The sequence below is a fragment of the Cobetia sp. SIMBA_158 genome (genome assembly GCF_046566945.1).
Classification (GTDB): Bacteria; Pseudomonadota; Gammaproteobacteria; order Pseudomonadales; family Halomonadaceae; genus Cobetia; species Cobetia amphilecti.
The window spans coordinates 1-270 of the sequence record NZ_JAWJYL010000402.1 but is presented as its reverse complement, the minus strand read 5'-3'; the positions used below and the strand labels follow the sequence as shown (position 1 = coordinate 270).

The following is a 270-nucleotide window of genomic DNA, read 5'->3' as shown; positions in this document are numbered from 1 at the left end:
CATCAGAAACGCTTTCTCTTCTTCTTTTCCGGCGTTTGTACGGCGGTTAAATTCAGGTGCTACGATAAAGCGGTTACTGAATTCTTCCGGTTCAAGTACCCGGCAGTGGAAAGCAGTTCCTAAATCGAGCGTTTTTGTCTTTGTGGTGTCCACGGGGGCATTTTTACGCCACAAATATAGTGCCGGAGTATCAGCAATGTCATCGAGCTGAGACTTACTGATACCGGGACCCGCGTGGTAATTCTCATTCGAAATTCCGTAATAAATACC

Annotated in this window: 1 protein-coding gene; it reads right to left on the bottom strand. The window is 46.3% G+C overall.

The window, feature by feature from the left end; translation table 11 throughout:
• Positions 1 to 270 (bottom strand): PD-(D/E)XK nuclease-like domain-containing protein (locus tag R2R70_RS20455; RefSeq protein ID WP_410978971.1); only part of this gene is annotated, 270 nt, incomplete at both ends.